Raw genomic sequence first — 26,445 nt, forward strand, 5'->3', positions numbered from 1 at the left:
CGTCGTTGTTAATATATCGAAGACACAATAAAATAGATTACAAAGGCCTTCGACATCGCAATGATATTAAAACATAAAATTATGAATACAAGTATTTCAGAAGACAAAAAAGCCGCCATATTTAACGATTTAAAAACGGCAAACCAAGCATTCAATAAAATATACAGAGGAGACAGAGAAGATCGTCAACCTATTCATACGGTTTATGGTGGTGCCAATCTTTTCAAATCTAATACTACAGATGTTTTAGGTGGTATTGCTTTAAAATCATTATTACATTATGCACCTAATTTCATAGAATTCGGTAAAGCTTTTGAATTAAAAGGAAGTAAAAAATTACCCTCAAAAACTAAAAAGCAAGAAAAACTGATAAAGGAATTAGAAAGCCTATCAAAAGATGAAATTAAAAACCATCCAGCAGGATTTTCATATAACATCTACCAAAAAGTTATTGCTAAATTAAAATCTGAAGGAGTTGAAGATTTCAGAATCGACTTTGAAGATGGTTTTGGAAATCGTTCAGATCAAGAAGAAGATGAAACTGCTGTTTTCGCTGCAAAACAAGTCGCAATTGGTATTAACGATCAAACACTTTCTCCTTTTATTGGTATTCGAATTAAACCTTTTACAGAAGAATTAAAATACCGTGGACAACGTACACTCGATTTATTCTTAACCACATTATTAACAGAATCAAACGGAAAATTACCAAACAATTTTGTGGTGATGTTACCAAAAGTGACTATTCCAGAACAAATCATAGCCTTAGTATCGTTTTTCGAATTAATTGAAGAAAAATTCAATTTAGAATCTGGAACACTTAAAATGGAAATGATGGTAGAAACTACGCAATCTATAATGGATCATAATGGAACTAACCCATTATTCAGATTTATAGCTGCAAGTAAAGGCCGTTGTATCGCTACACATTTTGGGACTTATGATTATACAGCTTCAAATAACATTACAGCATCTTACCAAGAAATGGATCACGACGTATGTGATTTTGCACATTACACAACAAAAGTGGCGTTAGCTCATACAGGTATTTGGTTATCTGATGGTGCAACAAACACAATGCCTATTGGACCACATCGTGGAGATTTAACTAAAGCCGAAGAGAAAGAAAACAAAAAAGTTGTACATCGTGCTTGGTTAAAAGGTTATGGACATATTCGTCATTCGTTATACAAAGGATTATATCAAGGTTGGGATTTAAATCCTGCACAATTACCAATGCGTTACACTGCTGTTTATGCTTTCTTTTTAGAGAGTTATGATGAAGCTGTTATACGTTTAAGAACTTTTGTTGAAAAAGCTGCACAAGCCACTTTAATTGGTGATACGTTTGATGATGCTGCAACTGGACAAGGTCTTTTAAATTACTTTTTAAAAGCATTGAATAGTGGTGCTATAACTGTCGATGAAGTATTAGCTACAGGTTTAACTTTAGACGAAATAAGAACACGTTCTTTTGCGAAAATCTTAAAAGATAGAAGAGCTAAATTAAAATAACAAATTCCTGTGAAAACAGGAATCTCATTTCAATTTCAAAATAGGTATTCCACAGACTAGAGTTACAAATGTAATTGTATGATGTGGAATATTTTTATATAGTGATATAATAATATCGATTCAGTAATAACAAGTCGCGAGAATACCTATTGGAAACCAACTATTCCGCAGTTGCTTTATAATGCACTTGAAGTAATTGTGCTACTACACTAATCGCAATTTCTTTTGGTGTATTTCCACCAATATCTAATCCTATTGGACACACCACATTTATCATTCCTTCAGGAATATGCATCTCATTAATCAACATAGTATTGAATCGCACTTTTTTTGTTTTGCTTCCTATTAGTCCTAAAAATTTAGTTTCATTTTGCAAAGCCATAGTTATCAAATCAAAATCAATGGCGTGATTATGTGTGAGCACTAACACATAACAATTGCTTCCCCATTTAACCACTTCTTTAAAAGATTTAAAATCAGTTTCATTGACTTGATGCGTCGTTACAATTTTATCTAATTCTAAATTAGAAAACCATTCTTCACGCGAATCTATTAAGTTCACTTTAAAAGGCGTATCGACTAAAAGCTTACAGATTTCTACACCAATATGGCCTGCTCCAAATAAAAATAATTCTGGTGATTGATTCATAGGTTCTATAATAAATTCCACTTTTCCTCCACAACATTGTTCAAATTCGGGTCCCAAAGTATAAGTCGATTCAATAATTCTATTCTCTTTTAAAGCAACGATAGCTTCGTCTATGGCTTTAAATTCAAGTTTCCCACCTCCTATAGTTCCGTGAATATGTTTGTTCTCAGTCACAAGCATACGCGAACCTACCACACAAGGAGTTGACCCTAAACACTTGGTCACCGTTATAAAGGCAACAGGTATTTGCTTTTGTTTAAATTCAAAAAGTAATTCAATCCAGTTTTGCATTTCTAATAAAAAAGAGAATTTAAAAGTAAGGTTTTTTTGATATAAATGGTATTATCCTCTAAAACTAGAGTCAAACCTTTTAATAGCAATCAAACTTTTAAAATTTTCTGTAATCTTTAGGATTTAACTTCGACATAAGATTGTATATTGATTTTTTTAATCAAAATACAACTATATGTCAAAACCATATTACGATGCTGCGGATTTACGCAAATTTGGAAAAATCACAGAATGGAGTGAAGAATTAGGAACAAAATTCTTCGATTATTACGGAAAAGTTTTTGAAGAAGGCGCTTTAACTGCTCGTGAAAAATCACTCATAGCTTTAGCTGTAGCGCATACAGAACAGTGTCCATATTGTATTGATGCCTATACAAAAGACACATTACAACGTGGCATTACTAAAGAGCAAATGATGGAAGCCATACATGTTGGTGCAGCCATAAAAAGCGGCGCCACTTTAGTACATGGTGTACAAATGATGAATAAAGTCAACAAATTAGACGGTTAAGATAAAAACCTCAACCGCATTAATTTCGTAAGAATTACAAACAAGAGAAACGATTAATGGCAACAAAGTCCCTAAAAAAACTCGGAAACGATTTAGCGCAAAGCAATAAACAAATAGAAATACTCTCTAATGGTATCTTTAAAAGTGGTGAATTACCAACCTTTAAAGATAAGATTTCAGAAACGAGTCAATTTCCAATTAAAGCTAAAAAACTAGAAATTCTACAGATTAATGTTGGCTACATGTGTAATCAAGTTTGCGACCATTGCCATGTAGATGCTGGTCCGGATCGAAAAGAAATAATGACCAGAGATACCATGAGACAATGTCTTGAAGTCATAAAAAACTCAGGTGCGCACACGCTAGATTTAACTGGTGGAGCACCAGAAATGAATCCTGATTTTAGATGGTTTGTAGAAGAAGCTGCTAAAGTTGGTATTACAGATTTCATTGTACGTTCTAACCTTACCATTATTAGAGCAAACAAAAAATATTATGACTTGCCAGAATTCTTTAAAAAACATAATGTACATGTGGTAAGTTCTATGCCACACTGGACACGTGGAAAAACGGATAAACAACGTGGTGATGGTGTTTTTGATAAATCTATAAAAGCTTTACAAGAATTAAATGCCGTGGGTTACGGAATGCCAGGAAGTGATCTAAAACTAGATTTAGTTTACAATCCGTCTGGAGCTTTTTTACCTGGTGACCAAGTGGCTATGGAAAAGGATTTTAAAAAGGCATTGATGGACGATTTTGGAATTGAATTTCATAATCTATTTGCGATTACGAATTTACCAATTGCTAGATTCTTAGATTACTTAATCGCTTCAGAAAACTACGAAGATTATATGTATTCTTTAGTCGAGGCTTATAATCCGGCTGCCGTAGAAAATGTGATGTGTACCAATACCTTATCGATTAGTTGGGATGGTTATTTATTTGATTGTGATTTTAATCAGATGCTAGAGTTACCCGTAAATAGCAAATCGAGACATATTTCAGATTTTAACGAAGAATTATTAGAAGGAAGAAACATCGTTATTTCTCAACATTGCTATGGTTGTACTGCTGGAGCAGGAAGTAGTTGCCAAGGGGTTGTTGCATAAACAAATTAAGATTCATGCCTTCGCAGGAATAAATAATGAAGAACAAAACCGCCATATTAATCTTTGCAAATTCAGCAGAAAAACAATTGACGTCAAAATCAGTTGTTTCTTCTGACTTCTTTAATTTGCTTGATTCTGATACTGTAAAAACAGTAAAAAAAGCGGGTTTACCTTATTTTCATATTTCTGAGAAAGCGCAAAAAGGACATTCATTTGGAGAACGTTTTACCAATGCTATTGAAACCGTTTTTAACCAAGGGTTTCAAAATGTTATAACACTTGGTAATGATATCCCCAACCTTACCGCTAATCTTATAGTAAAAGCCAAAGATAAATTAGAGAATTCAGATTATGTTTTAGGACCTTCAACCGATGGAGGATTCTATTTAATGGGTTTCAAAAAAGCACATTTCAGTAAAACAGACATCCAAAATTTACCTTGGCAGACGTCTAAATTAAGACGCTGTTTGCATCAAGAATTACAACAACAAAATGAAAGTGTTTCCTATTTAGAAACGCTAACAGATATTGATGACACTTCAGATATAGAATTGGTCTTAAAAAGTTTTAAATCTTTAGATTTCAATATTAGAAAACTGCTTTTAAAAATTCTAAAAAAAATAAAAACAATTGCAATAGTCGCCTCTGTTTTTCAAGGCAATACCGTTTTAAACAAACACTACAATAAAGGCTCACCTGCCTTACTTCATATTTAGAATTGGGTTTTAATGTCATTAATACCTAAAGATTTTTTCAATTAAATAATCTCTCATTTTAAAAAATAGCCACGTTTTGTGGTCTACATATGAAGCACATTTACCTATGCTTACTGTTATGCTTTTGCTTTTTCAGTAATGCTCAAATTACAATTACCGGAACAGTTACCGAAGCCAATTCTAAAACACCTTTGCCCTTTGTAAACATTTCATCTAGCAACGGCAATGGAACTATCTCAAGCGATGATGGCACCTACACAATAGTCGTTCATTCAACTACAGATAAACTCACCTACACATTTTTAGGCTTTAAAACACAAACTATTGAAATAGGAAATCAAACAATTATCAATATTGAATTACAAGAAGATTCTGCTGCTTTAGATGAAGTCGTAATTACCGCATTAGGTTTAGAGCGAGATACCAAAGAATTAGGTTATGCTGTCCAGGCCATTTCTTCTAAAAAATTAACGGAAGTAAAAACAGTGAACTTCCTAGACAACTTACAAGGTAAATTAGCTGGAGTAACGGTTACACAAGGTGCCACAGGCGTTGGATCTTCATCTAAAATTACGATTAGAGGCGAAGCGTCTTTTTCTAATAACAACCCTTTATTTGTGGTTGATGGTGTGCCGATTAACAACGAAACGGTTTTTAATTTCACCAATGAAGCTGCAGCCGGATTTCAAGAAATTGATTTTGGAAATGGTGGTATGGAAGTGAATGCTGATGATATTGGTTCTGTTACCGTTTTAAAAGGGCCAAGTGCTGCAGCATTATATGGCACAAGAGCATCTAATGGTGTTATTGTTATTGAAACCAAAAACGGAAAAAACAAAAGAGGTTTAGGCGTTAGTTTTAATTCCTCGCTTTTTGTAGACACAGCTTTTACATTACCTGAATTTCAAAATTCATATGGTCAAGGTAATTCTGGTCAGTTTGAATATGTTGACGGTCTTGGTGGTGGTATCAATGATAATATTACCTATTCTTGGGGACCACGTTTAGATGCTGGTTTGTTGATTGCGCAATTTGATAGTCCTGTGCAATTACCAAACGGCACTTTTGTAAGAGGTGGAGATACTGCGCTTTACGATGGTTTAGACATCACAGCAACACCTTTTAAATCGAATCCAGATAACTTAAAAGATTTCTACGAAACTGGTGTTACAACCATTAATAATATTTCAGTTTCTAATGGGTTCGATTCTGGAAATTACCGATTATCTTTCACCGATTTAAGAAGTGAATCAATTATTCCTGGTGTTAATTTAGATAGACAAACCATTTCTGCTAAATTAAACTTTCAACCAAGTGACAATACGGAAATTAATTCATCTTTCAGTTATATAAATTCTAATAGTGACAATAGACCTGCTAATGGTTATGGAAGTGAAAATGCCAATTATTCGCTTGTTGCTTGGGGACCACGCTCTTTAAATATAGAAAATCTTAAAAATTATTGGCAACCTGGTTTAGAAGGGACACAACAATATTCATTTAATTACACATTTTTTGATAATCCGTATTTCATTTTAAATGAGAATACAAATTCCTTTAATCGCGACCGTATTTTTGGAAATCTATCCATTAAAAAAGAACTGACTAAAAATTTAAGCATATCCTTAAGAACAGGAATGGATTATAGTACTGAAAAGCGTGAATTACGCAGAGCGTATAGTAGTAATCGCTTCAGTAATGGTGCTTATGCAGAGCACGATGTCATGTTTAGAGAAGTGAATACCGATTTTTTAATCAACTATAAAAATCAGTTTAATAATATTTCTGTAGATGTGTTTTTAGGTGGAAATAGATTGAATCAAATCGCAACCACTAAACAATCACAAACGGTTAGTTTGGCACAACCCGGAATTTACAATTTAAACAATGCAGCTTCACCTATTGAAGTCTTTCAATTTGAAAGTGAAAAGCGTATCAACTCATTTTACGGTATTACAAAACTGGGTTATAAAGACTTTTTATTCTTAGATATTACAGGACGGAATGATTGGTCTAGTGCATTAGCCACACCTTTTTCGGTAGATGGAACCTCGTTTTTCTACCCTTCAATGTCATCAAGTTTTATACTATCTAATGTTGTGGAATTACCAACTGCCATATCTTTTGCAAAACTGCGAGCGAGTGTGGCACAAGTAGGAAACGACACAAGTGCTTACCAAACTTCTGGTGCTTTTGTATCACAAACACCATACAATAGCGAACCTACTTTTAGCGACCAAGATTTTATTCCCAATGCCAATTTAAAACCAGAAAGCACCACCTCTTATGAGTTTGGTACAGATTTACGATTTTTAGATAATAGATTACGATTCGATTTTACGTATTACAATGCCAATACAAAGGACCAAATTATTTCTTTACCTGTTGCCATTTCTTCTGGTTACAGCCAACAAGTAGTTAATGGCGGAAATGTAAACACACAAGGTGTAGAAATTGTTTTAGGGATTACACCAATTCAAACGGATAATTTCAATTGGAATAGCACGTTTAACTTCGCCACTAATCGCTCTGTTATTAAAAACTTGCCACAGTCGGACGGAAGGTTAACACTTGCTTATAGTAGAATTTATGATAGCGCCAACCAAACGGTTTGGTTTCAGGTGGAAGAAGGTGGACGTGTTGGAGATTTTTACGGAACTGGTTATCTAAAAAATGAAAATGATGAATTTTTAATTGATGATAATGGTAACTACATTGCCGATGACAACTTAAAAAAACTAGGAAATTATAATCCAGATTTTACATTAGGATGGAGTAACAATTTCAATTATAAAAATTGGAATATGAGCTTTTTATTCGATTGGCGACAAGGAGGCGAAATTGTATCTAGAACACGCGCTTTAGGAAATGTTGGTGGTCAACTAGCAGAAACGAGTTACCGACCAGATGCCGGAATTGTTGCACAAGGTGTCAATGTAAATACAGGACAAGCAAATACCGTTGCGATTACTGCAGAAAGTTATTACCGACAATTTTACGATAGAAATCATGAAGAAAATAATGTTTATGACGCTTCCTTTTTGAAGCTACGCCAATTCGCTATTGGCTATACTTTTAATATAAAAGATGACTTTTTAGGTTTGAAAGAAGGTGCTGACATTAGTCTTTCCTTAGTTGGAAACAACTTATTTGCAATTACCGAAAATCCGCATTTTGACCCAGAACAATTAGCCGTTCAAGGTAATGGATTTGTAAATGGTGTTGAAGACATGAGTTATGCTACAACACGAAGTATTGGTTTTAAAGCCGGATTTAATTTTTAAAAAAGCAACATGAAAAATTTCACATATATACTTTCTGTTTTATTTATTGCAACAACGATGAGTTGTACCAAAGATTTTGAAGACATAAATACCAACCCAAACCAACCCAGTTCGGTCCAACCGAGTTTGTTGCTAAGACAGGTTATTTACGATTTTGGAGAAAACATGAGTTACGAAGGCTTTGTTGCCGGCGATTTATTAGCACAACATAGAACCGCTTTAGATTTCAATTTATTTGATAGACATGCTTTAAAATCACCACAATTAGGAGGTAATCCTTGGCCTATTTTTTATACCAATTTGAGAGATAATGAAATTATCCTAAATCAAGCTAGAACAACAGAAACCTTTGCTGTTTATGAAGGTCCTGCATTAATTTTAAAAGCCTATATGGCTGCTGGTTTAACTGATTTATTTGGAGACGTTCCCTATTTTGAAGCGTTCAATGGTGTTGAAGGCACGGTAACACCAGCATACGATTCACAAGAAGACATCTATCTTAATGAAAATGGTATATTAGATAATTTAGATAAAGGCATTGCGGCTATTGAAGCCTATACTGATGTGATTCCATTGGAAGGCGATATTTTATTTGATGGCAATTTAGACGCTTGGATAAAATTTGCGAATGCTTTAAAAATCAAAAATTTAGTTCGTATTTCAGATAAAGTAGATGTTTCTAGTGATTTACAAACGCTTTTTGATGAAGGCAATTATATCACTTCAAACAGTGAAAATGCTATTTTCAATTTTACAAACACAGACCCAAACAGTTTTAGATTGGCACAATTAAGAATTGGAGATTTTAACAATTTTGTATTGTCCGAAACTATGGAAGATATTTTAGTGGGTCTAAATGACACGAGACTTTCAAGTTTATTTCGTCCGTTCTCAAATTCAAGCACTAATGAATTTAATGGTTTATTAAATGGTATTGATGCATCTTCGACCTCTATTGCTTTAGCAGATTATTCTTTAGCAAGCACAGCTTTCAGAGAAGATACGTCAACTTTAGATGCTAATTTTATAACCGCTTGGGAAGTACAATTTGCCTTAGCCGAAGCGGCTGCCAAAGGTTTTATCAATGCAGATGCACAGATGTTATACAACGCTGGAGTTACTTTAGCGTTTGAGTATTGGCACACGGAATTACCTACAGATTACCTTTCTGGCCCTGCCGCTTATAATGCTTTTGGGTCAAACCCAATAGAACAAATCTTAACACAGAAATGGATTGCAAATATTATTAATGGTTACGAAGGATGGATAGAGTACAGAAGAACAGGTTTCCCTGAATTGCAAACTATTTCCGCAAGTTTAAACAACGATATAATTCCAATAAGAATGCCTTATCCTGCAGAAGAAACCGCTTTAAATTTCGAAAATTACAGTGTTGCTGCCAATGCAACCAATAACAATAGTATAAACGTGCCAGTTTGGTGGAATGAATAAACATACATGGATATAATTAACTGGCAATGGACATTGATAATTGCATCGAGTTTACTACTCTTTGTATTATCGCCATTAGCAAAAACTACAGACGAATTTTTTAAGGCGGTTCATAAAAGGAAAGCACCAAACGCTTTAGTGCTTACCGGAAGCCTTATTATTTCTTGGATTTTTGCCAAGAGCATTACCAATGCAGCCAATTTAGGCTTAAGCTTTGGTATTGTTGGTGGTGTTGCGTATGCTGGTTATTACCTATCCTTTGCTGTCGCTGGTTTATTGATTTACAAAATGCGCGTTGTTGGTGGATTTAAAAGTATTCATCAATTTTTAATTACCAAATTCGGAAAAGGAGCTATGGCTTTGTTTTCAATTTTAATTGCTATTCGTTTATTTAATGAAGTCTGGAGTAATACCATGGTTATTGGTAGTTATTTTGGTGAAACAGGAAGTTCTAACTATTACAAAGCAATAATAGTTTTCACCATATTGACATTAGCTTATGCGATAAAAGGCGGTTTGAGTAGTTCTATTTTTACTGATGTGATTCAGATGGTATTATTTAGTATTCTACTTATGGTAATTCTATGGAATATCTTTTCAATAGAAACTTTTAGCGTCAATGATGTCGTCACTTCTGGAACTTGGAGTTTTGAGTTAGGTTTAAACCTATTTTTCGCAGCCATTATCCAATCGTTTAGTTATCCATTTCACGACCCAGTTTTAACCGACAGAGCCTTTATTAGTTCTCCAAAAGTCACGCGTAAAAGTTTTTTATGGGCGAGTTTATTAGGTGCTATTTGCATTATACTATTTAGCGTCATTGGTGTCTATGCGCAAACCCAAGGTTTTAAAGGACAAGCCGCCGTAGAAGTTGGTAAAGCCTTTGGTGTGATTATTTTATTAGTCATTAATTTTATAATGATTACCTCAGCCGCTTCAACACTAGACTCAACATTTTCATCCTTTTCAAAATTATTAGCGATTGATTTAGGCATGGTTAACGATTTAACTTTTGGAAGAGCATCTATGGCTGCCATAGCGATTTTAGGCACACTTCCTGTTTTTCTTGAAGCCGAAATTTTATCAGCAACCACCATATCTGGCACCATGGTTATTGGTTTAACACCCATCTTTCTGTTTTGGAATATCAAAGTGCCCAAAATGAGTTTCTACCTGAGCGTTATTACCGGATTAGTATTTGGATTTACATTGGTTTTTAATGTGTTTCCGGAAGCCTTAATTTTTACAGAAGGCAAGTATGCCGATTTACTTTGGGTGAATATTTGGGGAATTTTAAGTTGTAATATTTTATATTTCATACCGAAATGGTTAAAATCAAATAAATAAGATGTCCACTTTCGTGGAAAATGTTATGGATAAAAACATAATTGACATAGGGAAATTATCAGGTAAAGTACTACTCTTTGGTGGTGTTTACAGTAATCTTCAAGCCCTTGAAGCACTAATTGCTGTGGCAGAATCTGAAGGTATTCCACCTGAAAATTGTATTTGCACTGGTGATATTATTGGCTATTGCGCACAACCCGAAGAAACCATTCAAACTTTTAAAAATTGGAATGCTAAAAGCATTGTTGGTAATGTAGAAATACAATTACGTGATGATGAAGACGATTGTGGTTGCGATTTTAGAGAAGGGTCGCGATGCGATAGTTTTTCGCAACAATGGTATCCGTATGCTAAGAGCAAACTCTCAAAAGATTCTCTTGACTATCTTGAAACGATTCCAGACCATATAAAATTCACCATTGGGAATCAGAAGGTAACCGTCGTACATGGTTCGTATTTTAATGTTTCAGAATTTATTTTTAAATCGACACCGTGGGCTACTAAAAACTCTAATTTTGAAGCTACAGAAACTAACGTCATTATTGCTGGTCATTGTGGTCTACCTTACGAACATAAAAACAATGATAAACGTTGGATAAATCCTGGTGTCATTGGCATGCCTGCTAATGATGGAAAACCGAATGTTTGGTTTGCTATTTTGGAGGATTCGGTAAAACCTTTGCAGGTAAATTTTCGTAAGTTAGATTATAATCATTTGCTCACTAATAAATTAATGCTAAACGGATTATTACCCGAATCCTATGCAAAAACTATTATTTCGGGAATTTGGGACAATATGGAAATTTTGCCTGAATTAGAAAAACGACAACAAGGCAAAACAATAGAATTGTAAGGTTAATCAAATTACGCACACTAAACAGCAATGCGAAACTTCTTAATATTAATATTTTTACTTTTAGGATTTTTTGGAAATAGCCAAGAAACACTTCATGAGTTATTAAAAACTCATAATAAAGAAAGTGTTCCTTATATTTCTGCTCAAGAATTGGCGATGCCTAAAACAGAGGCCATTTTATTAGACGCAAGAGAAATTGCAGAATACAAAGTAAGTCACATAAAAAACGCAATGCATGTTGGCTATGATCATTTTGATTTAAACACCGTGTTAAAAGCAATACCAGACACATCAAAAACAATTGTAGTATATTGTTCTGTAGGCATTCGTTCAGAAGACATTGCAGAACAACTCAAAAAGAAAGGCTACACCAATGTTTACAATTTATTTGGTGGTATTTTTGAATGGAAAAATAATAATTTCTCCGTATTTAATTCCGAAGAAAAGGAAACAGAACTTATACATGCTTACTCTGAAGACTGGAGTAAATGGTTATTAAAAGGCACTAAAATCTATGAATAAATCACTCGTTATTGTTTTTGTAAAAAACATAAAACTAGGAACTGTTAAAACTAGACTCGCAAAAACTATTGGTGACTATGGTGCTTTTGATGTGTACACGGAGTTGGTTAAAATCACAGAAAAAGCCACAGAAACACTAGATTTTGATAAACGCATTTATTTTTCTAATGCTGTTGTAGATACGCAATGGAAAAATGAGTTTAAAACAGTTCAGCATGGATCCGATTTAGGTGAGCGTATGCTCAATGCTTTTAAGGAAGGCTTTGCTGCTGGTTATGAAAAAATAGTACTTATTGGTTCTGATTTACCAGATATTAATTCCACTCACATTACAAAAGGAATAGATGCTTTAAACACAAGCGAAGTTGTTTTTGGACCTGCTGAAGATGGAGGTTATTATCTAGTAGGAATGTCTAAATTAAACACTTCTATTTTTACCAATAAACCTTGGAGTCAACCTCATTTATTAAAAAGTACGTTACAAGAGTTACATAAAAATAACGTTACAGTTAGTACCTTAGATATTTTAAACGATATTGATACTTATGAAGATTTAATTGCTTCAGAATTTTATAAATCTAACATAGAATTACAAGAAAAAATACAACAACTCAATGATTAAATTAATATCAGAAAGCACCGAATATTTAAAGAGTAAAGGTTTTAATAATCCTGAAGTTGGTATCATTTTAGGAACAGGTTTAGGGCAGTTGGTGAATGCGATTGAAATTCTTGCCGAGGCAAGCTACAATGACATTCCTAATTTCCCAACTGCCACAGTAGAGTTTCATAAAGGCAAACTTATTTATGGCATTTTAGAAGGTAAAAAAGTAGTGGTTATGCAAGGCCGTTTTCATGTTTATGAAGGTTACAGCTTACAAGACGTTACATTTCCTGTTAGAATTATGGAAAAACTAGGCATTAAAACTCTGTTGGTTTCTAATGCCTCTGGCGCTATAAATCTCGATTATAAAAAAGGAGAGTTAATGCTTATTGACGATCATATTAATCTCCAAGGAAGTTCACCTTTAGCTTTTAAAGGCGTTTCAGAATTAGGAGAACGTTTTACAGACATGAGTGCACCTTATGATGCAGATATCAATTCTAAATTTGAAAATATCGCAAAAGAAAATAATATTAGATTACATAAAGGTGTTTATGCTAGTGTTGTTGGACCGCAATTAGAAACACGTGCTGAATATAGAATGCTTAAAATTATAGGAGCAGATGCTGTTGGAATGAGTACCGTTCCAGAAATTATTGTTGCCAATCATCTTAACTTAAAAGTGGCTGCCGTTTCTGTTTTAACTGATGAGTGTGACCCAAATAATCTAAAACCAGTTGATATCTCTGAAATAATTGCTATGGCAGGTAAAGCAGAGCCCAATATGATAACCTTATTTAAAAAATTAATAAAAGATTTGTAAGCTCAAACAGATTTTAGCAACAAAAGAGTAAAGAATTAAAAGCCCCTTTTTTTTTTAGACTTGAATGGAAAAATACCTAGACATATTTACAAAATCTTATTCCGATTATTGGAATTATCTCAAATATGAGCTAATTGACATTTACCATTGGGACAACTTTTTTTATGGACTAATTCTTATTTCTGTTTTAGTATGGATCTTAGAAATTGCTTTTCCATGGAGAAAGGAACAAGCCCTTTTTAGAAAAGATTTTTGGTTAGATACATTTTACATGTTTTTCAATTTCTTTTTGTTAAACCTTATTGTCTTAATCTCTTTAACCAATACAGTTTCAGAATTATTTAATGATGTTTTAGGCCTGGTAGGATTATCCGTTTCTAGCTTTCAATTATTTGATGTAGATGAATTACCAAGATGGTTAGGGCTCTTTATCTTTTTTATCGTTTCAGATTTTGTACAATGGAATACACACCGCTTATTACATCGTTTTGAATGGCTCTGGAATTTCCATAAAGTACATCACAGCATAAAAGAAATGGGATTTGCAGGACATTTACGTTACCATTGGATGGAACCTATTATGTATAAATCAATGCTATATATCCCTATTGCCATTATTGGTGGTTTTGACGCACAAGATGTTGCTATTGTTCATTTCTTTAGTATTGCTGTTGGCCATCTTAATCATGCCAATTTAGGTTGGGATTATGGGATTTTGAAATACGTATTTAACAATCCTAAAATGCATATTTGGCATCATGTAAAAGAATTACCAGAAGGAGAACGCTTTGGAGTTAACTTTGGTATTACACTTAGTCTTTGGGATTATCTTTTTAAAACAGATTACATTCCGCATGATGGAAGAGATATAGAACTAGGATTTGAAGACGATGATATTTTCCCTAAAGATTTTATTGGACAATCTGTATATCCTGCATTTTCAAAGAAGCGAAAATCTAAAGCTTCAGAATAACTTAAGCTTATTATTAAACACATTTTATATATGAAATATTTATCAGCATTAATTATCACTATAATATTTACGTCATCTTGTTCTGCTGCGCAAAAAACCCTACAAAATGATTCTAATGGTAATGTAGAAGTTAGAAATACGATTGAAATTCCTTCGACTACAACTAACGCAAATAATGCTATCGAAATCAGTTTAGGCGAAGATGGAACCATAAGCGACAATGGCATTACTGAGACCACAGAAACTATTTACACTGAAGCTTTTGATCATTCTATTTTAAATAATCTACTTCAGAAATTCGTTTCAGCTAATGGAAATGTTGATTATAAAGGTCTAAAAGGCGATTATAAAACACTTCAAAGTTATATTGAATTATTAAAAACCAATCAGCCTAAGGACGATTGGACTAAGAATGATAAACTAGCTTATTGGATTAACGCATACAACGCTTTAACCATCGATTTAATCCTCAGAAATTACCCAACAAAAAGTATTAAAGATATTAAAGACCCTTGGGATCAGCGTCTATGGAAATTGGGTGATAATTGGCAAAATTTAAATGATATTGAGCATAAAATACTTAGAAGTATGGATGAACCTAGAATTCATTTTGCTATTGTGTGCGCTTCAATATCATGTCCTAAATTACAAAATACGGCTTTTACAGCTTCAAAATTAGAGGATCAATTAACTAATGCCACCAAAGAGTTTTTAGCCGATACTACAAAAAATGAACTTTCAGAAGAACAAATAAAAATCTCTAGAATCTTTAAATGGTTTAAAAAAGATTTTGAAACTAACGGAAGTTTAATTGATTTTCTTAACCAATATTCTGATGTGAAAATATCAAATTCAGCTAAAAAGAGTTTTAAAGATTACGATTGGAATTTGAATGAATAAAACTATTTCTATTTGTTTTACGTAAGTAGATATATGATAAGTATAATTATTCCGGTATTTAACGAAGCAGAAACAATCGGGTCTCTATTACAACACCTTACAACAAACTCAACAGCAACAAATATTGTTGACATTACAGTTGTTGATGGAGGAAGTACAGATGATACTGAAGCCATTGTTTCTAAATTTATTAGCTCTAACAACGTTGAGAATGCGGTACCAAAAGTGATTCCGCTTGACACCGATTTCTTAAAAAGAAACTTAGCTCAAACTCGTATAAACTTAATACGTTCAGAAAAAGGAAGAGCAAAACAAATGAATTCTGGCGCAAAATACGCTAAAGGAACTATTTTATATTTTCTTCATGCAGACTCTTTTCCACCTCAAAATTTTGATCAACTTATAATTAACGAAGTTAAAAACGGACAAAAAGCAGGTTGCTTTAGAATGCAGTTTGATAGTAATCATTGGTGGTTAAAAACAGCAGGTTGGTTAACACAATTTCATTGGCGAGCTTGTAGAGGCGGAGACCAAAGTCAGTTTCTCACTAAAGACTTATTCGACGAAATTGGTGGTTATAACGAAAGTTATATTATCTATGAAGACAACATGTTGATTAATGAATTGTACGCTCGTAATCAATTTTCAGTCATCAATAAAAAACTAACAACTTCAGCAAGACTTTACCGAAAACATGGTATTTGGAAACTACAATATCATTTTTGGACTATTTATGTAAAAAAATGGTTTGGTGCTTCGGCTGATGAGCTATTGGCTTATTATAAGAAGTATGTTTGTTAACTATTTCTTATTTCGTCCCAATTCATCAGGATACAAATCCATTACTTTATCACTCTGAAAAATTGCTTTTGTATCAATATCTATAGCAGATAATTTTCCTGTAAAGGTTGCTCCTGTATCTACATTCCAAACATTACCACAATTCATCGGTTTGTCTTCTCCAAAATTAATAGTTGGAGTATGACCAATATAAATTTCAGAATAATGCTTTAAGCGATTTGGATAAATTTTTGAATCTTTCTTGATATGTTTATCCATGGTTAATGCCATTTCCCAAAGCGTTCTATCGAAATAGAAATTTCTTATATCAATTTCCTTTTCAACACCATACATAGAGGTAAAACCTGCATGCACAAATAATCGGTTTTCAGTATCTATATGATATAAAGGCATGCTTTCAAAAAAATCGAGATGCTTTAATTTTTGGTCTTTAGAAAACCCATCGTAACTTTCAATGGTTTCCTTACCTCCATGCTTAAACCAAACATCATTTACAATTCCGGAAGCCAGCCATTGTTCACACCAAACATCATGATTTCCTTTTATAAAAACACAGGTATTAGTTTTAGATAGTTCAATTAAATACTGAATCACTTGTGCTGCTTCACTCCAACCATCTACATAATCACCTAAAAAAATCAATGAATCATCTGAGCGCACCTTTGCTCTATCAATAATTTGAGTTAAACTACTTAATCCACCGTGAATATCTCCAATCGCTAATGTTCTCATATCACTTCATTTTTCATCAAAGCTAAAACTTAATTTCTAATAACCACACTCTTAGAATTAATTCTTAATTTTTCTTAAAGTTGTTAAACTTAAGATAAATCTTACTTAACAAAAGATTAAATCGGCTTTCTAAAATATATCAATCCTATACTTTGGCTAAAAACCAATCAACCAACCCATCATCATGAAAATCAATCAAATCATCATTGCTATAGCATTATTTACTATGGTAACATCTCACGGACAGCAAACATATACTTCAAAACTTTTAGATCTAAACACAGAGAAACCCATTCCTTTCGCAACCATTCAATTCAACTCAAAAACAGGCGTTATTAGTAATGATAATGGCGAATTTAACATCACTATTAAGCGTGCTATAAAAGCAACCGACTCTTTAGTGATTAGTTGTTTGGGTTATGAAGAAAAACGGGTTGCACTTCTCAATTTTGAAAATCACATCATCTATTTAAACGCTCAGACAGTAGATTTATCTGAAGTATTAGTTACCAATAAAAACTATACTATTGATGAAATCTTAGATAAAGTAAAAGAAGGCTTAACCACAAATTATGATTTTGATTTTACGAAACGAAAACTATTTTTTAGGGAATCTTATTATAACGAAGTAGACAAATCTGAGATTAATTTAGAAAAATCTACCATACCCGAATTTAATCAACAATTTATAGATAGCTTAATTCAAATTATGCCAAAAAGCACAAGCAGTCATACTGAAGTTTTAAGCGAAATTTATGGTGAAGTTACACCTGATGCTATTCAGAAAATGGAAATCCTAAAAGCTTGTCGTCTATATGATGAATCCATGGATATTAACATGGATAATTATGAAAAACGATTTAATGACATTTTTAAAAAGTATGTAAAACGCGATTCTTATTTTAAGATTAAATCGGGTTGGTTTAGTGTAAAAGAGGAAATGGATTCTTCATTATTTGGGGATTCAAATGAGAAGGCGGAAACTGCAACTGACGCCATACTTGCCGAACAAAAGAAAAAAGATTCAATCCGTAAAATTGGTTTTTTACATTGGCGAAAAATGCAGATTCATAACTTAGAAAACAACAATTTTATTGACGACGACAATGACCTTAACTTCATACACAAATCTAAACGATACGAATTTGAAATCGCTGATTATGCTTATATGAATGATATGTTCGTATATGTTATCCCTTTTAAACCAAAACGTAGCGAAGATTTTGTAGGAACTATGTATGTAAACACAGAAGATTTTGCTGTTGTAAGAGTTGATTATAAAAACGTAAAACCTTTAAGTCAGTTTTCATTATTAGGGATTTCATCTAAAAAATACTTAAAAGAAGGCACAATTATATTTCAAAAAAATGACAATGATAAATACACCTTAAAATACAGAGACGAATCTGTTGGTGAACAAGTTGGAGTAAAACGTCCTATAAAAATTGTTGAGAAGAATAAAAACGTACGAGGCAGAAGAAAACAAAATGAATTAAAAGGCGACATTCATTTCATTGTTAGAAACATAAACAAATCTGAACTTATTGTCTTTAATAGCGAAACCATTACTGAAGCTGATTATAATAATTTTAAAGAAAAAAACCTAGTAACACCAAAACGTCTCAATACATACGATCCTGATTTTTGGAAAGGTTACAATATTATTGAACCGAATAAAGCAATAAAAGAATTCAAAGTGATACCATTAGAGTAGATCTAATTAAAAATATTGACCAATACCAAAGACAATTCCATTATTTGCTTTTTTGCCTAAACTTATACCGTAATCAATTCTAAAAACGGCATTAAAGATTCGTTTGTGAATAAAACGTAAACCTAAACCAGAAAATAAAGTCGCTTCCTCTCCCTCTATTAAATCCCCAAGATTGCCTCCTGGCTCTTGCCATGTACCAGCATCTACAAACGCATTAGCTTGCATTGCAAACCAGCCTTTTTCTAAAACGGTATGTCTATATTCCGTATTAAAAACTACAGAAGCAGTGCCTCTATCAATGGTATTACCTACACCTCTTATATTAAGCTGATTATCTAATGCAAATGGCGCAAATGGTGTAGTAGCATTAGTTGCATAACCTAAACGGAGTCTATTAGCCCAATTTCCTTTACTGCCAATACGTTTAAAATATTCAAAATCATTTCTACCAATAAAAAAATTACGCAACAACTCATTATCTCCATTAGAATTTAATGTAAAACTATAAGTAAAAACACTTCTAAAGCCATCTACATATTGGTATTCATTGGTAATGTTATTGTATTCATACTCACCAACAATAGACACTCTATCAACTCCTAATTCCTCAGGAATATCTTGAGGTAACTCACCAATTAAATAGTTATAATCTTCATTGGCGATATTTATTCCAAATTCTATTCTGTTCTTAAAATTATGCTCGTACATCAATCGCAACTCAAAAGCTCTACTTGTATACTTATATTTTATATCGCGTTCATCCTCAAAAAATATAGGCTCTTGCAATACATTATTCTGATAATTTATTCCAACACCTAACTTTCGGGTAAAGAGATTAGGTGCCTCCCAATAAAACCCGTAAGAATCAAAAACATTTCTAGCATAAAACCCACCTAAAATTTGATTTTGACCAAGAAAGTTAAAATCGAAAACAGATGTCCTAAAAGCAAAATCATCATTATTATCTTGAGAAACATTTAAGCCAGGAATGATGGCGAAATTTTCAACAACCGTATATGTAACGGTATAATTTTTGTCGTTAACTTTTTCTAATACAGAAGTAGCACTAGCAACGGACGGTAATAATTTAAAACGCCTAACATCTGAAGCTATTCTAGCAGAGTCTAAAACACTTCCTTCTTTAACAAAAGCTAATCGCTTTAAAAAGTTAGTTTTTGTACGTTTATTACCTTTAATTATAATTTCGGAAACTATTATTTCTTGTGAATAACCCCAAAAACCTAAACAAAATAAAAGAATGAATACTATTGATTTTTGTCTCACACGCCTTGATTAATAAAAAATTAGACGTTTAACATAATGAATCATTACAGAAATTAAAACACAAGCTTAAACCCAGAATCTTTAATACTTTCCATAATGCACTTTAAGTATTTCTTCAACAGGCTTATTCTGAGGAGTAAATTGATTATTTTCTACACCACCAACTTCTTCGTGATTAATAAACCATTTCCATAGATAACCACCAGCAAACCAATCTTCTTTCCAAACGGTATCAAACAACGCTTTGGTAGCATTAGTTTGTGCATCAAGATTAACAGACGTCATGGAGCGATCGTAACGCCAAGGTTCTTTACCTGTATAATCAACACTTCTATATCCAAACTCGGTAAACAAAATTGGTCGATCTAATTTTTCTGAAAAGGCTTTTAAACCCTGTTTATGCTTTTCCCAACCTTTTATACAATCTTCAATTGTTGGTGTTTGCATATCACTTACCGGAAAATAAGCATCAATACCAACGTAATCTAATTCCGACCAAAAAGGTGTGGTCCAAAACTCATCCCAATTGGCAGCATAGGTTAAATTCCCCGTATAAACCGTTCTGATTTGCTTTATAAGTTGATGCCAATACGTTGGTCTATTTTTTATAAATTCTTCAAGCTCTGTTCCAATACAGAATATTTCAACATCTAGCTCTTCAGCCAATTCAGCATATTCCATTACAAATTCAGTGTATGATGTTTCTAATAATTCCCATTCCGCTTCGGTATTTACTTTTAAAAAACCTGTAAATTCACCATGAGAAATCCATATTTGCGGTTTCATCATCACATTTATTCCTTCCTTATGTAGCGACTCAATATATTGTCCTGCACCAGATCTTGTTTCACCAAACCATTGCCGATCGGTGTTATGAATAATTTCAGGATGACTTTTATCTCTAATAAAACCAAAAGGCATAACAGCAGCAGCGTTTGCATTTATATGCATTAAAGGTTTCACATGAGAAGAGTCCACAACACCTCTAGAAGCAACAAAACTTACTCCATTAATTTTAGAAGGTTGGTACGGAATTGCCGCACAACCAACAAAGACAAAAACTAAAAGGGAGTAAAAAAAATATCGCATACCGTAAAATTTTGTCTAAATTTAAAGAAATTCAGCTTATCGGTTAAGGTTTTAACAAAACCTTCGACCTATAGCCTGTATTAACAACCGCAATTATATGGAACACATCGTTATTATTGGCAACGGCATCTCTGGCGTAACACTCGCAAGGCACGTTAGAAAACTTTCAGATAAGAAGATTACAATTATTTCTGCCGAAACAGATTTTTTCTTCTCTCGTACTGCTTTAATGTACATTTATATGGGACATATGAAGTTTGAACACACGCAACCTTACGAAGATTGGTTTTGGAAAAAAAACAGAATTGAATTAAAAAAAGGGTTCGTTAACAAAGTTGAAACAGATACAAAAACACTACATTTTGCAGAAGGAGATACACTTCAATACGATAAATTAATTATAGCAACAGGAAGTAAACCTAATAAATTTGGCTGGCCTGGTCAAGATTTAAAAGGTACAATGGGCATGTATCACAAACAAGATTTAGAAACTCTAGAAGCACATGCACCAAATAATAAAGTTTGTAAACGCGCTGTAATTGTTGGTGGCGGACTTATAGGCATTGAATTGGCTGAAATGCTCAACTCTAGAAATATTCCTGTAACGTTTTTAGTTAGAGAGGATAGTTTTTGGAACGGAGTGTTACCACAAGGTGAAAGTGAAATGATTAATAGACATATCAAAAACCACCATATAGATTTACGACTTTCTACAAATTTAAAAGCCATTAACTCTGACGAAAATGGCAACGTAAAGTCAGTAATTATTGAAGAAACAGGAGAAGAATTAGAATGCAATGTGGTTGGCTTAACAGCTGGAGTAACTCCGAATATAGATTTTATAAAAGATTCAGGAATAGAACTAGGACGTGGTGTAAAAGTGAACCGTTTTTTAGAAACCAACGTTCCGGACATTTATAGTATTGGTGATTGTGCAGAGCAACATGAAGCCATTGGAAACCGAAGACCAATTGAAGCGGTTTGGTATACAGGACGTATGATGGGAGAAACCTTAGCTCAAACTATTTGTGGAAATCCAACAGAATACAAACCTGGACATTGGTTTAATTCTGCAAAATTTTTAGATATCGAATATCAAACCTATGGTTGGGTATTTGGAGAACGTGGACGACCAGAATACGAAAAACATTTTCATTGGAAACATGAAGATGACACTAAATGCATCACTGTAGCTTACGATAAAAACACCAATGAATTTCTTGGTATTAACACATTTGGCATACGAATGCGTCATGAAAACTTTGACAAATGGCTTACAGAAAAACGTGATGTAGATTATGTTATGAATCATCTCTCTGAAGCTAATTTTGATCCTGAATTCTATTCAAGATTCGAAACCGAAATATTAAAAGCCTACACTAACCAATTACAAACGGCATAAAAATGAGCAATAAATTAAATCACAGTATGTCTTTGGCTAAACCAGATGCTTTAGAGATTTCAAACAAACAAAAAATAGCACTTGCTGCAGGAGTCATTGGCTTATTTATACTCGTATTAGCACTTTTTAATACCAGTTTCCCAAATAAAGCAGTGTTTTTAACCCTGTCATTAGGTTTAATAATTGGAGGCATCGTGGTATATTCTAGAGATGCTTATCTCACAAAACTAGAAGGTATTAAAAATGATGGAGTTTGGTTTAAATCCATTTCGTCACGTGGTGTTTGGGGCTGGATTGTTGGCGTTATTTTAACCACATTCTATATTGTACTTTATTTCTTTCCTAAATATTTAGGTTTAGGTTCTGATGGAGAAGCAAACACGGGTTTAATTAGTCTTTTTGATCCTTTAAGTCATTTATTAAGTGGTAGGAATGCGAGCCAATGGTTTGTTTACGGAACTTTATATACTGTTGCAATTTTAGCCTTTGGATACAAGTTTATGTTAAAATACAGACATAACCGTTACCAACAATTACGTACAGTTTCAGTAATGTTTTTTCAATTAGGTTTTGCTTTTTTGATTCCTGAATTTATGTATGTCATGAATAATGATTTACCCTATTATGATCTAAAAAGTATATGGCCACTTAACTATTATATTTTTGATGAATGGTCTGTAAATGGATTTTTATCTAATGGAAATATTGGTATTGCATTATTACTGTTTGGTATTATATCAATATTTGTAATTACACCAATTTTAACCTATAAATATGGCAAACGTTGGTATTGTTCTTGGGTTTGTGGTTGTGGAGGCTTAGCAGAAACTGCTGGTGATTCTTTCAGACAATTATCATCTAAAAAAATGTCTGCTTGGAAATTAGAACGTTGGTTAATCCATACCGTTTTAGTCTTTTCTATAGTAATGACTGTTGCTATGATTTACACCTATTTAGGTTATGATAAAAATGATTTCTGGTTAACAAGAGATGTCTTTATTAGTTTAGTTGTTGGCTTTTTAACACTTGTCTTTGCTGCTGTTATGTATTTTAAAAGACAAGAATTAGGTAAAGATGCTAAATATGGAGCCATTGGATATTTTATAGTTATCGCACTTTTACTTGTAATGCATTTTACAGGAACAACAGATCACCTTTTTTATATAAAAGCTGGTGCTTTAAGATCTGCTTATGGTATTTATATTGGTTCTATTTTTTCTGGAGTTATCGGAACAGGATTCTACCCTATTTTAGGAAACCGTTCTTGGTGTCGTTTTGGTTGTCCTATGGCAGCAATCCTAGGGTTTCAACAACGTTTGTTTTCTAAATTTAGAATTACAACTAATGGCGGACAATGTATTTCTTGTGGTAACTGTTCTAACAGTTGCGAAATGGGAATTGACGTAAGAGCTTATGCGCAAAAAGGTGAAAACATTGTACGTTCTAGTTGCGTAGGTTGTGGAGTTTGTTCTGCGGTTTGTCCAAGAGGAGTTTTAAAATTAGAAAACGATTCAATGGAAGGACGTATTAATCCAACTGAAATTCTTTTAGGAAACGATGTAGACTTAATGGATTTAGTAAATAAAAAATAAGATTACTTTTGCACGTTGAAACCTATTTAATGCCCAATATAAAAGTTATAATCCCAGCGTATAACGAAGAAGAATCTATTCCTCTTGTTATAAAAGACATACCTTCAATAGTTGATGAGATTATTGTTATTAGTAATAATTCTACAGATAACACTGAAATTAATGCTAAAAATGCAGGTGCAACTGTTTTAGTTGAAAACAGAAAAGGGTATGGTTTTGCATGTTTAAAAGGACTAGAATATATTTCTCAACAAGAAAAAAAACCAGACATTGTTGTGTTTTTAGATGGTGATTATAGTGATTACCCTGAAGAATTAACTAAAATTATTGAACCTATAATTACTGATAACATTGATTTTGTGATTGGTTCTCGTGTAAAAGAACTGAGAGAAACAGGTTCTATGACTACACCTCAAATTTTTGGTAATTGGCTAGCAACAAGCTTAATGGGTTTGTTTTTTAAATCTACTTTTACGGATTTAGGACCTTTTAGAGCAATTAAATACACTAAGCTCTTAGGTTTAAAAATGGAAGATAAAACCTATGGTTGGACAGTAGAGATGCAACTAAAAGTCTTAAAGCAAAAACTAAGTTACAGAGAAATTTCTGTAAATTATAGGAATAGAATAGGTGTCTCAAAAGTTTCAGGTACGATAAAAGGTGCTATCTTTGCTGGCGTAAAAATCCTAACATGGATTTTTAAATACAGTTTCAAGTGATTTACCTTCAATATACCATCATTGTAATATATACAATTGCCATAGTACTAATTTTTATGTATGCTTTGGCACAATTAAACCTACTATACAACTATCTTTCTTCTAAGAAGAAAAGAGAGACTTGTACTAAGTTTGATTTTTCAAACCCTGATGAAATTCCATTAGTTACTATCCAACTCCCTGTCTATAATGAGATGTATGTTATGGAGCGATTGTTAGATAACATTGCTTTAATAGAATACCCAAAAGACAAATTGGAAATTCAAGTTTTAGACGACTCTACAGATGAAACCGTTACCTCTACAAAAGCACATGTAGAGCAGCTCGCTAAAACAGGTTTAGATATCACTCATATTACCAGAACTGACCGAAGTGGTTTTAAAGCTGGTGCCTTAAAAGAAGGTTTAGAAATTGCCAAAGGTGAATTTATTGTCATTTTTGATGCCGATTTCTTACCACAACCAAATTGGTTAAAGCGTACTATTCCTTATTTTAAAAATGAAAAAATTGGAGTTGTACAGACCCGTTGGGGACACATTAATAGAAATTATTCTTTATTAACAAAGATTCAAGCTTTTGCTTTAGATGCGCATTTTACTTTAGAGCAAGTTGGAAGAAATAGTAAAGGTCACTTTATCAATTTTAATGGTACAGCTGGTGTTTGGCGTAAAACCTGTATTCTAGATGCAGGAAATTGGGAAGGAGATACACTTACTGAAGATTTAGATTTAAGCTATAGAGCACAACTGAAAAATTGGGAATTCAAATATTTAGAAGATGTTGAAACTCCTGCAGAACTACCTGTTGTAATTAGTGCGGCACGTTCTCAACAATTTCGTTGGAATAAAGGTGGTGCCGAAAACTTCAGAAAAATGTTTAAACGCGTTGTTACATCTGATAACATCTCTACCAAAACAAAAATACACGGTCTGCTTCACTTACTAAACAGTACCATGTTTCTAAGTATTTTCACGGTTGCTATTTTAAGTATTCCAATGCTTTACATTAAAAATGAGTATGCGCATTTAAGAAACTACTTCTATATAATGAGTTTCTTTGTTATGAGTACCATCATATTTTTTGTTTGCTACTGGTTTATGTATAAGAACATTTATGGTAGTGGTTTTAAAAAATTCTTTAGTTACATAGGCATGTTTTTTACATTTTTCTCTATAGCTATGGGCTTCTCGCTTCATAATTCAATAGCTGTAATTGAAGGACATATTGGTAAACGAAGTGAATTTGTTAGAACACCAAAATTTAATATCAGCACGATTAGAGACTCATGGAAAGGCAATAAGTACCTTATAAAAAAAGTATCTCCGCACGTTATAATCGAAGGTATACTTATGGTTTATTTTGCTTTTGGCATGTATAGTGCTTTCGTTGTTGGCGATCAAGGTGGTGATTTTGGATTGTTTCCTTTTCATTTAATGCTTTTTATAGGCTTTGGATATGTCTTCTTTAAATCTTTAACTTCTAAAATGTGATTTCGATTTGGAAATATCACAAAGTTCCAATTCTGCTTTTTGTCACTAGTTGTTTACTTTATGTGTG

Annotated in this window: 23 protein-coding genes; 19 read left to right on the forward strand and 4 right to left on the reverse strand. The window is 33.0% G+C overall.

Annotated features, from left to right (window positions below; all coding sequences use genetic code 11):
• Positions 1-81 precede the first annotated feature (81 nt).
• Positions 82-1,515, forward strand: coding sequence for a DUF6986 family protein (locus HM981_RS02805; protein WP_179337061.1), 1,434 nt, complete (start codon positions 82-84; stop codon positions 1,513-1,515).
• A gap of 160 nt (positions 1,516-1,675) precedes the next feature.
• Here the strand turns inward: HM981_RS02805 and xdhC are convergent, their stop codons facing one another.
• The gene (gene xdhC, locus HM981_RS02810; protein ID WP_179337062.1) at positions 1,676-2,455 is read right to left on the reverse strand and encodes a xanthine dehydrogenase accessory protein XdhC; all 780 of its coding nucleotides are present in this window, start codon (positions 2,453-2,455) and stop codon (positions 1,676-1,678) included.
• A gap of 175 nt (positions 2,456-2,630) precedes the next feature.
• On the opposite strand from xdhC, the gene HM981_RS02815 reads away from it, so the two are divergent.
• The 13 genes from HM981_RS02815 (at position 2,631) to HM981_RS02875 (ending at position 16,356) form a co-directional block, all read left to right on the forward strand.
• Complete coding sequence (locus HM981_RS02815; RefSeq protein WP_020895861.1) at positions 2,631-2,966, forward strand: arsenosugar biosynthesis-associated peroxidase-like protein; 336 nt, start codon at positions 2,631-2,633, stop codon at positions 2,964-2,966.
• 56 nt (positions 2,967-3,022) lie between these two features.
• Positions 3,023-4,078: an arsenosugar biosynthesis radical SAM (seleno)protein ArsS gene (gene arsS / locus HM981_RS02820; protein ID WP_179337063.1), complete on the forward strand. Its 1,056-nt coding sequence runs from the start codon at positions 3,023-3,025 to the stop codon at positions 4,076-4,078.
• A 35-nt stretch (positions 4,079-4,113) separates the two neighbouring features.
• A complete protein-coding gene (locus HM981_RS02825; RefSeq protein ID WP_179337064.1) occupies positions 4,114-4,794 on the forward strand; it encodes a TIGR04282 family arsenosugar biosynthesis glycosyltransferase in 681 nt (226 codons plus the stop codon).
• Between the two features lie 89 nt (positions 4,795-4,883).
• Positions 4,884-8,078, forward strand: coding sequence for a SusC/RagA family TonB-linked outer membrane protein (locus HM981_RS02830; protein ID WP_179337065.1), 3,195 nt, complete (start codon positions 4,884-4,886; stop codon positions 8,076-8,078).
• 9 nt (positions 8,079-8,087) lie between these two features.
• Positions 8,088-9,530: a SusD/RagB family nutrient-binding outer membrane lipoprotein gene (locus HM981_RS02835; protein ID WP_179337066.1), complete on the forward strand. Its 1,443-nt coding sequence runs from the start codon at positions 8,088-8,090 to the stop codon at positions 9,528-9,530.
• A 6-nt stretch (positions 9,531-9,536) separates the two neighbouring features.
• Positions 9,537-10,877: a sodium:solute symporter family transporter gene (locus tag HM981_RS02840; RefSeq protein WP_179337067.1), complete on the forward strand. Its 1,341-nt coding sequence runs from the start codon at positions 9,537-9,539 to the stop codon at positions 10,875-10,877.
• Positions 10,878-10,902: 25 nt separating this feature from the next.
• Positions 10,903-11,730, forward strand: a complete 828-nt coding sequence (locus HM981_RS02845; protein ID WP_179337068.1) for a metallophosphoesterase family protein — start codon at positions 10,903-10,905, stop codon at positions 11,728-11,730.
• Positions 11,731-11,760: 30 nt separating this feature from the next.
• On the forward strand, positions 11,761-12,255 hold the full coding sequence (locus HM981_RS02850; protein WP_179337069.1) for a rhodanese-like domain-containing protein: 495 nt from the start codon (positions 11,761-11,763) through the stop codon (positions 12,253-12,255).
• The gene (locus HM981_RS02855) at positions 12,248-12,877 is read left to right on the forward strand and encodes a TIGR04282 family arsenosugar biosynthesis glycosyltransferase (protein WP_179337070.1); all 630 of its coding nucleotides are present in this window, start codon (positions 12,248-12,250) and stop codon (positions 12,875-12,877) included. Before HM981_RS02850 ends, HM981_RS02855 begins: the two co-directional genes overlap by 8 nt.
• Positions 12,870-13,682, forward strand: a complete 813-nt coding sequence (locus tag HM981_RS02860) for a purine-nucleoside phosphorylase (RefSeq protein WP_179337071.1) — start codon at positions 12,870-12,872, stop codon at positions 13,680-13,682. Before HM981_RS02855 ends, HM981_RS02860 begins: the two co-directional genes overlap by 8 nt.
• A 64-nt stretch (positions 13,683-13,746) precedes the next feature.
• Positions 13,747-14,655: a sterol desaturase family protein gene (locus HM981_RS02865; protein ID WP_179337072.1), complete on the forward strand. Its 909-nt coding sequence runs from the start codon at positions 13,747-13,749 to the stop codon at positions 14,653-14,655.
• 30 nt (positions 14,656-14,685) lie between these two features.
• Positions 14,686-15,555 carry a DUF547 domain-containing protein gene (locus HM981_RS02870; RefSeq protein ID WP_179337073.1) on the forward strand — a complete coding sequence of 290 codons (870 nt, stop codon included), beginning with the start codon at positions 14,686-14,688 and terminating at the stop codon, positions 15,553-15,555.
• 33 nt (positions 15,556-15,588) lie between these two features.
• On the forward strand, positions 15,589-16,356 hold the full coding sequence (locus HM981_RS02875) for a TIGR04283 family arsenosugar biosynthesis glycosyltransferase (protein WP_179337074.1): 768 nt from the start codon (positions 15,589-15,591) through the stop codon (positions 16,354-16,356).
• Here HM981_RS02875 and HM981_RS02880 read toward each other — a convergent pair whose 3' ends face one another.
• Positions 16,357-17,088 carry a metallophosphoesterase family protein gene (locus HM981_RS02880; RefSeq protein WP_179337075.1) on the reverse strand — a complete coding sequence of 244 codons (732 nt, stop codon included), beginning with the start codon at positions 17,086-17,088 and terminating at the stop codon, positions 16,357-16,359.
• Between the two features lie 184 nt (positions 17,089-17,272).
• Between HM981_RS02880 and HM981_RS02885 the strand changes: the two genes are divergently transcribed.
• A complete protein-coding gene (locus tag HM981_RS02885; protein ID WP_179337076.1) occupies positions 17,273-18,802 on the forward strand; it encodes a carboxypeptidase-like regulatory domain-containing protein in 1,530 nt (509 codons plus the stop codon).
• A 6-nt stretch (positions 18,803-18,808) separates the two neighbouring features.
• On the opposite strand, the gene HM981_RS02890 is transcribed toward HM981_RS02885, so the two are convergent.
• Both HM981_RS02890 and HM981_RS02895 read right to left on the reverse strand, forming a co-directional pair.
• The gene (locus tag HM981_RS02890; protein ID WP_179337077.1) at positions 18,809-20,086 is read right to left on the reverse strand and encodes a POTRA domain-containing protein; all 1,278 of its coding nucleotides are present in this window, start codon (positions 20,084-20,086) and stop codon (positions 18,809-18,811) included.
• Between the two features lie 81 nt (positions 20,087-20,167).
• Entirely contained in the window at positions 20,168-21,175 is a 1,008-nt protein-coding gene (locus HM981_RS02895) for a glycoside hydrolase family 113 (protein ID WP_179337078.1), read from the reverse strand.
• A gap of 97 nt (positions 21,176-21,272) precedes the next feature.
• On the opposite strand from HM981_RS02895, the gene HM981_RS02900 reads away from it, so the two are divergent.
• Genes HM981_RS02900 through HM981_RS02915 form a run of 4 tightly spaced genes read left to right on the forward strand, consistent with a single transcriptional unit; the run spans position 21,273 to position 26,378 of the window.
• Entirely contained in the window at positions 21,273-22,577 is a 1,305-nt protein-coding gene (locus HM981_RS02900) for an NAD(P)/FAD-dependent oxidoreductase (protein ID WP_179337079.1), read from the forward strand.
• Positions 22,578-22,579: 2 nt separating this feature from the next.
• Positions 22,580-24,169, forward strand: coding sequence for a 4Fe-4S binding protein (locus HM981_RS02905; protein ID WP_179337080.1), 1,590 nt, complete (start codon positions 22,580-22,582; stop codon positions 24,167-24,169).
• Positions 24,170-24,198: 29 nt separating this feature from the next.
• Positions 24,199-24,888, forward strand: coding sequence for a glycosyltransferase family 2 protein (locus HM981_RS02910; protein ID WP_179337081.1), 690 nt, complete (start codon positions 24,199-24,201; stop codon positions 24,886-24,888).
• Positions 24,889-24,944: 56 nt separating this feature from the next.
• On the forward strand, positions 24,945-26,378 hold the full coding sequence (locus tag HM981_RS02915) for a cellulose synthase family protein (protein WP_218846286.1): 1,434 nt from the start codon (positions 24,945-24,947) through the stop codon (positions 26,376-26,378).
• Positions 26,379-26,445 lie beyond the last annotated feature (67 nt).

Origin of the sequence: Winogradskyella ludwigii (genome assembly GCF_013403985.1) — a bacterium.
GTDB classification, from domain to species: domain Bacteria; phylum Bacteroidota; class Bacteroidia; order Flavobacteriales; family Flavobacteriaceae; genus Winogradskyella; species Winogradskyella ludwigii.

Bases quoted from the DNA above. Each gene is read 5' to 3' on its own strand.
- HM981_RS02805 (WP_179337061.1), top strand. From the start codon at position 82: ATGAATACAAGTATTTCAGAAGACAAAAAAGCCGCCATATTTAACGAT.
- xdhC (WP_179337062.1), bottom strand. From the start codon at position 2,455: ATGCAAAACTGGATTGAATTACTTTTTGAATTTAAACAAAAGCAAATA.
- HM981_RS02815 (WP_020895861.1), top strand. From the start codon at position 2,631: ATGTCAAAACCATATTACGATGCTGCGGATTTACGCAAATTTGGAAAA.
- arsS (WP_179337063.1), top strand. From the start codon at position 3,023: ATGGCAACAAAGTCCCTAAAAAAACTCGGAAACGATTTAGCGCAAAGC.
- HM981_RS02825 (WP_179337064.1), top strand. From the start codon at position 4,114: ATGAAGAACAAAACCGCCATATTAATCTTTGCAAATTCAGCAGAAAAA.
- HM981_RS02830 (WP_179337065.1), top strand. From the start codon at position 4,884: ATGAAGCACATTTACCTATGCTTACTGTTATGCTTTTGCTTTTTCAGT.
- HM981_RS02835 (WP_179337066.1), top strand. From the start codon at position 8,088: ATGAAAAATTTCACATATATACTTTCTGTTTTATTTATTGCAACAACG.
- HM981_RS02840 (WP_179337067.1), top strand. From the start codon at position 9,537: ATGGATATAATTAACTGGCAATGGACATTGATAATTGCATCGAGTTTA.
- HM981_RS02845 (WP_179337068.1), top strand. From the start codon at position 10,903: ATGGATAAAAACATAATTGACATAGGGAAATTATCAGGTAAAGTACTA.
- HM981_RS02850 (WP_179337069.1), top strand. From the start codon at position 11,761: ATGCGAAACTTCTTAATATTAATATTTTTACTTTTAGGATTTTTTGGA.
- HM981_RS02855 (WP_179337070.1), top strand. From the start codon at position 12,248: ATGAATAAATCACTCGTTATTGTTTTTGTAAAAAACATAAAACTAGGA.
- HM981_RS02860 (WP_179337071.1), top strand. From the start codon at position 12,870: ATGATTAAATTAATATCAGAAAGCACCGAATATTTAAAGAGTAAAGGT.
- HM981_RS02865 (WP_179337072.1), top strand. From the start codon at position 13,747: ATGGAAAAATACCTAGACATATTTACAAAATCTTATTCCGATTATTGG.
- HM981_RS02870 (WP_179337073.1), top strand. From the start codon at position 14,686: ATGAAATATTTATCAGCATTAATTATCACTATAATATTTACGTCATCT.
- HM981_RS02875 (WP_179337074.1), top strand. From the start codon at position 15,589: ATGATAAGTATAATTATTCCGGTATTTAACGAAGCAGAAACAATCGGG.
- HM981_RS02880 (WP_179337075.1), bottom strand. From the start codon at position 17,088: ATGAGAACATTAGCGATTGGAGATATTCACGGTGGATTAAGTAGTTTA.
- HM981_RS02885 (WP_179337076.1), top strand. From the start codon at position 17,273: ATGAAAATCAATCAAATCATCATTGCTATAGCATTATTTACTATGGTA.
- HM981_RS02895 (WP_179337078.1), bottom strand. From the start codon at position 21,175: ATGCGATATTTTTTTTACTCCCTTTTAGTTTTTGTCTTTGTTGGTTGT.
- HM981_RS02900 (WP_179337079.1), top strand. From the start codon at position 21,273: ATGGAACACATCGTTATTATTGGCAACGGCATCTCTGGCGTAACACTC.
- HM981_RS02905 (WP_179337080.1), top strand. From the start codon at position 22,580: ATGAGCAATAAATTAAATCACAGTATGTCTTTGGCTAAACCAGATGCT.
- HM981_RS02910 (WP_179337081.1), top strand. From the start codon at position 24,199: ATGCCCAATATAAAAGTTATAATCCCAGCGTATAACGAAGAAGAATCT.
- HM981_RS02915 (WP_218846286.1), top strand. From the start codon at position 24,945: ATGTATGCTTTGGCACAATTAAACCTACTATACAACTATCTTTCTTCT.